Consider the following 10,445-nt stretch of genomic DNA (forward strand, 5'->3'; position numbering starts at 1 on the left):
GCATGCGGCCAGCTCGCCGGCTCCTGGTGTTCGCCCGTCCCGCGGGGTGCTACCGCTCGCCGTCCTTCTTCCGGTGCGCCCGGGCTCCGCTCTCCTCGCGGCGGCCAAAGGCCCCGCGGGTGCGCGTCACCCGGTAGTCGATGCGGTCATCGACGTAGCGGCGCAGCTCCGGCTGGTCTTCGAGCGTGCCCCACAGCTCGTCGGAGACGTGCTCGGTGACCCGCTCGAGGCGGATCTTGGCCTCGATGATTTCCAGCGCCTTGTTCTCGTGGCGCAGCCCCTTGATGGTCGCCACCGCCATCAGGATCATGATGATGCTGAATGGCAGCGCCGTGGCCAGCGAACCGGCCTGCAGTGCCTGCAGTCCGCCAGCCATCAGCAGCGCCGCGGCGAGCAGGCCCTCGAGCACCGCCCACAGCACGCGGGACCAGGTCGGCGGGTTCGGGTGCCCGCCGGAGGCCAGCATGTCCACCACCAGCGACCCGGAGTCCGAGGAGGTGATGAAGAAGATCGCCACCAGGAGGATCGCCATCACCGAGAGGATCGATCCCAATGGCAGGTCCTGCAGGATCTGGAACAGCGAGCCTTCGGCGGAAACCGCCCCGTCCTGGACCATGTCCCCCGCTCCGAAGAACTGGCGGTACAGCCCCGCGCCGCCCATCACGGAGAACCAGAGGAAACCGACGATGGTCGGCACCAGCAGCACGCCCATGACGAACTGGCGCACGGTGCGCCCGCGCGAGATGCGGGCGATGAAGATGCCCACGAACGGGGCCCAGGCGATCCACCAGCCCCAGTAGAAGACCGTCCAGCTGGAGAACCAGGACTGCGCTTCCTCGCTCTGCTGGAAGGCGCCGACGTCGAAGGTCATGTTCATCCAGTTGGCCAGGTACACGCCCAGGGACTGCACGAAGTTCTGGAACAGGAACAGCGTCGGGCCCAGCAGCAGCACGCTGATCATCAGCAGCCCGGCCATGGACAGGTTGATATTCGAGAGCCACTTGATGCCTGCGCCCAGCCCGCTGACCACGCTCATGGTGGCCAGGAAGGTGATCACCACGATGAGGATGACCAGCAGCGTGTTGTCCACCGAATCCACCAGCCCAATGGATTGCAGTCCCGAGCTGATCTGCTGCACGCCCAGGCCCAGCGAGGTCGCGATGCCAAAGACCGTGCCGAAGATGGCCAGCACGTCGATCACATCGCCCAGCCAGCCCTTGACCCGGTCCCCGAGCACCGGTTCCAGCGCCCAGCGGATGGAGACCGGACGGCCGCGGCGGTGGATCGCATAGGCCAGGGCCAGGCCGATGACCGCGTAGATGGCCCACGGATGCAGGCCCCAGTGGATGAAGGTCTGGGCCATGGCCAGGCCCGCCAGTTCCCCTTCGGTGCCTTCCCATCCGGGCTTCGGGTCAACGGTGGCGTACATCAGCGGTTCGCCCACTCCGTAGAAGACCAGGCCGATGCCCATGCCGGCGGCGAAGAGCATCGCGAACCAGCTGAACAGCCCGAATTCAGGCTTCTCTCCGTCATTGCCCAGCGTGATCCGGCCCAGCTTGGAGAAGCCGATGGCGATCACCAATGCCACGAACCCGCCGATGATCAGCATGTAGTACCAGCCCAGGTTCGACACGATCCAGTTCTGCATCGCGTTGAACGTGGTGCTTGCCGTATCCGGCAGCACGATGGCGAAAACGGCCACCGCGAGTATCACGACCAGCGCCGGCCAGAAGACCGCCGGAGCGATCCCGCCCTTGCCCAGGCGCACGCCCTGCCGGCGCAGCTTCGCGGTGATCTGCGCGTCGGTGTCATTTTCTGCAATATGCATGTGCACCGGAATCGGCGCCGTATGCGGGGATGCCTCCGGTTCCGCGTCCAGCGGCCTTGGCAGCTCGCTGTTGGACTCCGCGGAGTCCGAGTCGTCGATTTTCTGGGTCATCGTCTCCAACCTTCCTTGCATTGTGGTCCTTCTGCTTTAACACCCTTGTAGCTTGCGCGCCCAGAAGCAAGCTGATCTGCGATAAAAAGCAGGCGACGGCGGGAATGGGAGTTTGCGCAAAGTCCCCACCGCCTCTGGTTAAACGTCTGGCGCAGCGGGTATGGTGCGGAGTAACTCGCCAAGCACGCACCGGCGCTTGCCGGAGAACCAGCTAAGGAGCCAGCCATGTACAGTACCCACCACCTGCGCACCGCAGCCGCTGAAGTCCCGGGCCGCTATGTGCTCGTCTTCGACCAGCCAGCTACCGGCGCCCCTGGCGTCGCCCGGGTCCAACGCGAAACCGAACTCCCCCAGCTGCTCACCGAGCAGGGATACTCCATCAGCGAATACTTCCCGATGCTGGGAATTGCCGTGGTCTCCAGCAGCACCGAGCAGCTGGAGGACTTCCGCCAGCGCTGCGCCGGGCACCGGCTGCCGGCCTCGGTGGTCCCGGAACTGGTCTACCGGATCCTGCCCGAAGCCGCCGAAGCCCCGAGCCGGTCCTCCTTTGCGGACACCGCGGATTACACCTGGGGCCTGCAGGCGGTGGGAGCATCGCTTTCGGACTACACGGGCAAGGGAATCAACGTGGCCGTTCTGGATACCGGCTTCGACAGCGCGCACCCGGATTTCGCCGGCCGCACCCTCAGCGCCATGTCCTTTGTCGAAGGCGAGGATGCCAGTGACGGCCATGGGCATGGCACCCACTGCATCGGCACCTCCTGCGGTCCGCGCGATCCGCAGCAGGGACCGGGCTACGGTGTCGCCTCGGAAGCGAATATCTTTGCCGGAAAGGTCCTGGGCAGCAATGGCTCGGGTTCCGACTCCACGATCCTGGCCGGAATCAACTGGGCGCTGGAAAACAAGTGCGCGGTCATCTCCATGTCCCTGGGCGCCGACGTGAAGACCGTGCACCCGCCCTATGTCACCGCAGGCCGGCGCGCCTTGGAGCTGGGCTGCCTGATCGTGGCTGCCGCCGGCAATAACGCGCAGCGCTCCGCGCAAGACCCGGGGTTCGTCGGCGCACCGGCCAACAGCCCGTACATCATGGCGGTGGCCGCCCTGGACTCGCAGCTGCAGGTGGCGGACTTCTCCGCGCGCACCCTGCCGGGCCGTGGCGGCCAGGTGGATATCTCCGGCCCGGGCGTCGATATCTATTCTGCCTGGCCGGGCGAAAAACGCTACAACACCATCAGCGGCACCTCGATGGCCACCCCGCATGTCGCCGGCGTGGCCGCGCTGCTGGCCGAAGCGACCGGGCTGCGGGCCCGCGAACTGTGGGCCCAGCTGGTGCAGGAAGCCGCGCGCCTGGAGCAGTTCTCCGTGGATGTGGGCGCAGGCCTCACCCAGGGCCCGCTGCGAGCCGAAAGCTGAGGGACATGGGCGAGCCAGCGGTGCGCATTTACATCGTCACCATCTCGGCCAGCTACCAAGTGGACGGGGTGCTCGGCGAGCTGGAATCCTGCGGCCTGCACATCAAGCAGGTGCTCGCCGCCCTCGGCCAGGTGATCGGCGAGGGCAGCGAGCAGGCTGCCGAGCAGCTGCGCGGCCTGGAGGCGGTGGAATCGGTTGATTCCCAGCAGCGCTACCGGGCGATCGACTCGGATTCCTAGCGCAGGATCACCGTGCGGTTCCCGTAGAGGAAGACCCGCCCCTCGCAGTGCCAGCGCACCGCGTTGGACAGCGCCTTGCATTCGGAGTCCCGGCCGGCGGCAACCAGCTCGGCCGGCCCGAAGGTATGGTCCACTTCCACAACCTGCTGGGCGATGATCGGGCCTTCGTCCAGCTCGGAGTTCACGTAGTGCGCGGTGGCCCCGACGGTCTTCACCCCGCGCTCCCACGCCTGGTGGTACGGCTTGGCGCCCTTGAAGGAGGGCAGGAACGAGTGGTGGATGTTGATGGTCTTGCCGGTCAGCGCCGTGGCCAGGTTATCGGAGAGCACCTGCATGTAGCGGGCCAGGACGATCAGCTCCGCCCCGGTCCGCTCGATCAGCTCCAGCAGCTTGCCCTCGGCTTCCGGCTTGGTCTGGCTGGTGACCGGAATGTGGTGGAAGCCGATGCCGTACCATTCGACCAGCGAACGGTGGTCCGGGTGGTTGGATGCCACGGCCACGACCTCGATGGGCAAATCGCCGGTGTGCATGCGGAAGAGCAGGTCGTTGAGGCAGTGGTCGTACTTGGAGACCATGATCAGCACCTTGGTCTTCTGCCCGCGCTCGCGCAGCTGCCAGTCCATCTCGAACTCCTGCGCCACGCCGGCGAATTCGGTGCGCATCTGCTCGAGCAGATCGGCTTGCCGGTCCCCGGCGAAGTCCACGCGCAGGTAGAGCCGTCCGGCGGCCATGTCGTCGAACTGCTTGAGCTCAACGATGGTGCGCTCGTGCTTGAGCAGGAATCCGGTGACCGCATTGACGATCCCCATTCCCTCGGGGCATTGCAGGGTCAGCACGTGGCGGATTTGCTCGCTCATGATTCCTTGGTTTCCTTTCGGCTAGCGGGTTAACTAGCACTGTGCCAGAGCCGGTGCGCGAACGCCACGAACTGGGCGGATTATTGCTTTGCGCGCCGATGCATCTTGGCCTCGGAAGGCCCCGCCCTGGAACCAGGACGGGGCCTTCCGGGCTGCTGCCCGAAGCCGGGCTAGGGCACTGCCGGGCCGGCGAACTCTGCCATGGCATCGAGCAGCCAGCGCACGGTGTGCTCGGTGAACGAGGCGCGCGGCATGATCCGCCAGCTCTGCTCGCCGGTGCGCCACAGCAGCACCGGAATATTCGCCAGCGAGGTGGTGATCGCCTGGTTCACTGCGAAGGCGCGCGGGTGCAGGTCCGCCGGGCAGCTCTTGCGCAGCACCAGCGGCGCATCCGGGCCGGAAAGTTCCAGCACACTGCGGTTGGCCGAGAGGTCCACCACCTGCCCCGGCTGATCGCCCAGGGCCGCGGCGAGCGCACCGGCCAGTTCGGTGTTCTCGGCGCTGGTGGCCAGGAACTCATCCGGTCCCAGCCACAGCACCGCGGTGCCCGGCAGCTCGCCGGCCACCTGGCCCACCGTGGAGGGCAGGCCCACGCCGGTGGCCGCGGCCACCGCCGCGTGCCCCGGGCTGCCCGGCGCGCAGCGCAGCGAGATCTGGGTGGCGAAGGCGATTTCGCGCAGGCCCACCCGTCCGGGGATGCTGGCCGCTTCCATTTCCTGGGCCAGGTGCTGTGCCGGGGAACGGCGTACTTCGCTGTCAATCATGGTGTTGCTAGCCATCGCGACGGCTTCCTTCCGGGTCGTAGAGGACGGTTTCACAGACTTCGACGTCGACCAGCTGGCCGCCGAACGGGGTCTTGAGCACTTCGCCGATGCGGCTGCGCCCGTTCTTGATCAGCGCCAGGCCGAAGGTGCGCCCCAGCGCCGGCGAGTCGTAGGAGCTGGTGACCCAGCCTTCCATCGGGGTGATCCCCTCGGTGGCCACCGCGTCGGCGGCGACCAGCGCGGCGCCCTCGGGCAGGCGCAGGGACTTGTCCACCGGCAGCACCGAAACCAGGTGCTTGCGGTCTTCCCGGAGGTTGTCGGCCCGCTGGTAGGAGCGGTTGCCGATGAAGTCCTTGACCTTGGAGACCACCCATTCCATGCCCGCATCCTGCGGGGTCACCGTGCCGTCGGTGTCCTGCCCGACGATGATGAAGCCCTTCTCGGCGCGCAGCACGTGCATGGTTTCGGTGCCGTACGGGGTGATGCCGTATTCCTGCCCGGCGGCGTACACGTCTTCCCAGACGCGCAGCCCGTGCCACGCCGGCACCGCGATCTCGAAGGCCAGCTCCCCGGAGAAGGAAATGCGGCTGATGCGCGCCTCGATCCCGGAATCCAGCACCACGTCCTTGAAGGCCATGAACTTGAAGCCCTCATTGGACACGTCCACCGAGCTGGCGACCTTGGCGATGACCTCGCGGGACTTCGGCCCGACCACCGCGACGGTGGCCAGCTGCTCGGTGACCGAGGTGCACACGACATCCAGCTCGGGCCATTCGGTCTGCAGCCATTCCTCCAGCCAGTCCAGCACGTCCCCCGCTCCGCCGGTGGTGGTGTGCAGCAAGAAGCGGTCCTGCGCCAGGCGCAGGGTCACCCCGTCGTCGAAGATCATGCCGTCGGCCTTGCACATCACGCCGTAGCGGCCCATGCCGACCTTCAGCTTCGTGTAGCCGTTGGTGTAGATGCGGTTCAGGAACTCGGCCGCATCCGCCCCGCGGATCTCGATCTTGCCCAGCGTGGTCGCATCGAGCATGCCCACGGAAGCGCGCACCGCGGCGGACTCGCGGTAGACCGCCTGGTCCATGGTTTCCCCCGGCTGCGGGTAGTACCAGGGGCGCTTCCACTGCCCGACATCCTCGAAGGCCGCGCCGTGGGCCAGGTGCCAGGAGTGCATCGCAGTGATGCGCGCCGGGTCCAGCTGCTGCCCGCGGTTGCGCCCGGCCAGGGCCGCGAAGGCCACCGGGGTGTAGGGGGCGCGGAAGGTGGTGGTGCCGATCTGTGCCGGGTTCTCGATGCCCAGCACCGCGGCGATCACGCCGATCGCTGCCACCCCGGAGGTCTTGCCCTGGTCGTTGGCGGTGGAGATCGAGGTGTACCGCTTGATGTGCTCCACCGACTTCATGCCCGCACCGGTGGCGCGCAGCACGTCGGCTACCGACTGGTCGCGCTGCAGGTCCACGAAGTGGGCCGTGTAGTTCGCGGCGTCATCGCCCTTGGCCGAGGGCACCAGCCAGACCGGGCGGGTTTCCCCGGCCGGCACGGCTACCGCCTGCGGCACTTGGGCGATGCGCTCGAATCCTGCTGCGCTGGCCGCGGCGGCGCCGGTGGCGGCCCCTGTGCTCAGCGCGCTGGCGGTGTCGAAGCGTCCGGTGACCGCACCGGCCAGGTGCTGGTTGGCCACCGCGGCGGCCGGGACGAATGCATGGATCGCGGTGTCCCAGTCCAGCTTGCCCTGGCGCTGGGAGTGCAGGTGCACCACCGGGTTGAAGCCGCCGCCCACTGCCAGCACATCGGCCTCGAAGCGCTGCGGTGCGCCCAGGTTGCGTTGCCCGTCCAGTTCGGCCACCATGATGGCCGACAGCTCGCCGGAGGCATCCGCTTCGGTGTCCACCACGACCGAACCCGGGATCACGGTGACCCCGTCGGCCACTGCCTGCGCGGCGGCGGCGGAAATGTTCTGCCGGGCGTCGATCACGGCAACCACCCCGCCGCTGGCCGCCAGCTCGGAGACCAGCGGGTAGACCGAGTCATTGGTGGTGGCCACGGCGATCTTCTGCCCGGCGCGCACGCCGTAGCGGTTCAGGTAGCTGCGCACCGCGCCGGCGAGCATGATGCCCGGGCGGTCGTTGTTCTCGAAGACGATCGGACGCTCGTGGGCGCCGGTGGCCAGCACGACCTGCTGGGCGCGGATATGCCAGATGCGCTCCCGGGAAATGCCGGGCCCTGCCGGCCCGTCCAGGTGCACGGTGCGGCGCTGCGCGGCGATCAGGTAGTTCGCGTCGTAGGAGCCGAACACGGTGGTGCGCTGCAGGTGCGTGGTTTCCCCGACCTGCGCCAGTTCGCCGGCGACCTGCTCGATCCACTCGGAGCTATCCAGGCCGTCGATCAGTTCCCCGGCGGTGTCCAGCAGGGTGCCGCCGGCCTCGGCGCGCTCGTCGAGCAGCATCACCCGGGCCCCGGAGCGCGAGGCTTCGCGGGCCGCGGCCAGGCCGGCCGGCCCGGCACCGACCACCAGCACATCGGTGTGCACGTGCACGTGGTCGTAGTAGGCCGGGTCGGTGCTCGGGTCCAGCACGCCCAGACCCGAAAGCAAGGTGGCCTCCAGCCCCTCGGCCACCGCCACGGTGGTGGCGGGCAGCATCGACTCGTCGATGTCCTGCTCGTGCCGGGCGCCGACGGTGACCAGCGCATTGGGCTCCTCGACCCCGGCGGCGAAGATGCCGCGCGGACGGTCCAGGTACAGCGAGTTGCCGGCTTTGCGCAGCCCGTTGGCCAGCATGGCGCTGGCCACGGTGTCGCCGCGGAAGGCGGAGAACTGAGCGCCGCCAATGGACAGGGCCAGGGGTTCCTCGCGGTTGATGCGGGCGCGGGTGCTCTGCGCTGCAGGCAGGCGCTGTGGCTTGCTCATCGGGTGCCTCCTTCGGTGGCCTGGATTTCTGGACGGGCTTCCCCGGCCTGGTAGATGGCCTTGAACTCGTAGCTGACGGTGTCGCGCAGGGCGTTGAACCACTTGCGGCAGCCGCCGGCGTGGACCCATCGTTCGGCGAAGACGCCCTTCTTGTTCTGCCGGTAGAACAGGTAGCGGGACCATTCCTTGTCGCTCAGGGCGCTCGGGTCGCGCGGGTAGGCCACGTGGGCTTCTCCCCCGTACTTGAATTCGTTCTCGTTGCGTGGCCCGCAGTTCGGGCAATCAATCAGCATCATGGCGATTGCTCCTAGTGTGCGACGGCTGCTGCGCCGTGCTCGTCGATCAGGTGGCCGGTTTCGAAGCGATCCAGGCTGAACGGCTTGTTCAGCTCATGCGGCTCGTCGTTGGCGATGGTGTGCGCCAGGGTGAATCCGGCACCCGGGGTGCCCTTGAATCCGCCGGTGCCCCAGCCGCAGTTCACGTACAGGTTCTGGATCGGGGTCTTGGAGATGATCGGCGAGGCGTCCATGGTGGTGTCCACGATGCCGCCCCAGGTGCGCAGCACATGCGCCCGGGCGAAGATCGGGAACAGCTCCACGGCCGCGGCCATCTGCTCCTGGATGACGTGGAAGGCGCCGCGCTGGCCGTAGCCGTTGTAGCTGTCGATGCCCGCGCCCATGACCAGCTCGCCCTTGTGGGCCTGGGAGACGTAGACGTGGATGTGGTTGGACATGACCACCGTCGGATGCACCGGTTCGAACAGCTCGGAGACCAGCGCCTGCAGCGGATGGGATTGGATGGGCAGCTCGAAGCCGGCCATTTCGGCCAGCACCGAGGAGTGGCCGGCACCGGCCAGCGCGACCTTGCCCGCGTGGATGGTGCCGCGGGTGGTCTTCACGCCGGTGACCTTCTCGCCGTCCTTGATGAAGCCGGTGACTTCGCAGTTCTGGATGATATCCACGCCCATCTCGTTGGCCTTGCGGGCGAAGGCCCAGGCCACGTGGTCGTGCTTGGCGATGCCGGCGCGCGGCTGCCAGGTCGCTCCCATCACCGGGTAGCGGATGTCATCGCCGATATTGATGATCGGGCAGGCTTCCTTGACCTGGGAAGGGTCCAGCCATTCGGCGTCGACGCCGTTGAGCTTGTTGGCTTCCACGCGGCGCACGGATTCGCGCACATCGCCCAGGGTGTGGGCCAGGTTCAGCACGCCGCGCTGGGAGAACAGGAAGTCGTATTCCAGGTCCTCGGGCAGCTGCTCCCACAGCTTCAGCGACTTCTCGTAGATGCCCGCCGACTCGTCCCAGAGGTAGTTGGAGCGGATGATGGTGGTGTTGCGGGCCATGTTCCCGCCAGCCAGCCAGCCCTTTTCCAGGACGGCGACGTTGGTGATGCCGTGGTTCTTGGCCAGGAAGTAGGCGGTAGCCAGGCCGTGGCCGCCACCTCCGACGATCACTGCGTCGTAGGACTTCTTCGGTTCCGGGTTAGCCCAGAGGAATTCCGGGTGCTCAGGCAGCAGATCAGCCATGGCTATTCTCCAATCTTCTTCAGGTTCGGGTACAGCGGGTGCGCCGCGGCGAGCTTCAGAACACGTTCCTTCAGCTCCGGCAACGCTGCGGTATTGCCCTCAGCACCAGCAATCAACGCCTGCGCAATAATCTCCGCAACCTCGCCAAAAGCAGCCTCAGAGAAACCACGAGTCGCCAACGCCGGAGTACCAATACGCAACCCCGACGTCACCATCGGCGGGCGCGGATCAAACGGAACCGAGTTGCGGTTCACCGTGATCTCCACCTGTGCCAAGAGGTCTTCGCCCTGCTGTCCGTCCAACTCGCTGTTACGCAGGTCAACCAGCACCATGTGAACATCGGTGCCACCGGTCAGCACGCTGATGCCCTTGGCAACAACGTCTTCCTGGGTCAGGCGCTCAGCCAGGATCTTCGCCCCAGCCAACGTCCGCTCCTGGCGCTCCTTGAACTCTGGCGAAGCGGCAATCTTGAACGCCACCGCCTTGCCAGCGATCACGTGCTCCAGCGGGCCACCCTGCTGGCCAGGGAAGACTGCCGAGTTCAGCTTCTTCGCGATCTCTGCATCGTTCGAGAGAATGATGCCGCCACGTGGACCGGCAAGGGTCTTGTGGGTCGTGGAGGTCACTACGTGAGCGTGCGGAACTGGCGATGGGTGCAGACCGGTCGCCACCAAACCAGCAAAGTGCGCCATGTCCACGAACAGGTACGCGCCAACCTTGTCAGCGATTTCGCGGAAGCGCTTGAAGTCCAGCTGGCGAGGGTACGCCGACCAGCCTGCAACGATCATCTTCGGCTGGTGCTC

The 10,445-nt window shown here is 67.0% G+C and carries 9 protein-coding genes; 2 read left to right on the top strand and 7 right to left on the bottom strand.

The genetic code is table 11. The annotated features are described in order from the left end of the window. Positions 1-49: 49 nt before the first annotated feature. Positions 50-1,939: a BCCT family transporter gene (locus tag ACRDT3_RS18565; protein ID WP_431494398.1), complete on the bottom strand. Its 1,890-nt coding sequence runs from the start codon at positions 1,937-1,939 to the stop codon at positions 50-52. A gap of 225 nt (positions 1,940-2,164) precedes the next feature. Here ACRDT3_RS18565 and ACRDT3_RS18570 point away from each other — a divergent pair, with 225 nt between their 5' ends. Then, complete coding sequence (locus tag ACRDT3_RS18570; RefSeq protein WP_431494399.1) at positions 2,165-3,352, top strand: S8 family serine peptidase; 1,188 nt, start codon at positions 2,165-2,167, stop codon at positions 3,350-3,352. A 5-nt stretch (positions 3,353-3,357) separates the two neighbouring features. Next, entirely contained in the window at positions 3,358-3,591 is a 234-nt protein-coding gene (locus ACRDT3_RS18575; protein WP_431494400.1) for a hypothetical protein, read from the top strand. On the opposite strand, the gene purU is transcribed toward ACRDT3_RS18575, so the two are convergent. From purU to ACRDT3_RS18605, 6 genes are all read right to left on the bottom strand, one after another. Next, entirely contained in the window at positions 3,588-4,448 is an 861-nt protein-coding gene (purU, locus tag ACRDT3_RS18580; RefSeq protein ID WP_431494401.1) for a formyltetrahydrofolate deformylase, read from the bottom strand. The two genes, ACRDT3_RS18575 and purU, sit on opposite strands and share 4 nt — an antisense overlap. Before the next feature lie 170 nt (positions 4,449-4,618). Beyond that, positions 4,619-5,227, bottom strand: coding sequence for a sarcosine oxidase subunit gamma (locus ACRDT3_RS18585; RefSeq protein ID WP_431494402.1), 609 nt, complete (start codon positions 5,225-5,227; stop codon positions 4,619-4,621). After that, complete coding sequence (locus ACRDT3_RS18590) at positions 5,220-8,117, bottom strand: sarcosine oxidase subunit alpha family protein (protein ID WP_431494403.1); 2,898 nt, start codon at positions 8,115-8,117, stop codon at positions 5,220-5,222. The genes ACRDT3_RS18585 and ACRDT3_RS18590 overlap by 8 nt, the downstream gene beginning before the upstream one ends. Further along, positions 8,114-8,413, bottom strand: a complete 300-nt coding sequence (locus ACRDT3_RS18595) for a sarcosine oxidase subunit delta (RefSeq protein WP_431494404.1) — start codon at positions 8,411-8,413, stop codon at positions 8,114-8,116. Before ACRDT3_RS18595 ends, ACRDT3_RS18590 begins: the two co-directional genes overlap by 4 nt. Before the next feature lie 11 nt (positions 8,414-8,424). Then, on the bottom strand, positions 8,425-9,642 hold the full coding sequence (locus ACRDT3_RS18600; protein ID WP_431494405.1) for a sarcosine oxidase subunit beta family protein: 1,218 nt from the start codon (positions 9,640-9,642) through the stop codon (positions 8,425-8,427). Positions 9,643-9,644: 2 nt separating this feature from the next. Continuing rightward, a partial coding sequence (locus ACRDT3_RS18605) for a serine hydroxymethyltransferase (RefSeq protein WP_431494406.1) occupies positions 9,645-10,445 on the bottom strand: 801 nt, incomplete at its 5' end.

It is taken from the genome of Glutamicibacter sp. (genome assembly GCF_050701915.1).
In the GTDB taxonomy this organism is placed as follows: Bacteria; Actinomycetota; Actinomycetes; order Actinomycetales; family Micrococcaceae; genus Glutamicibacter.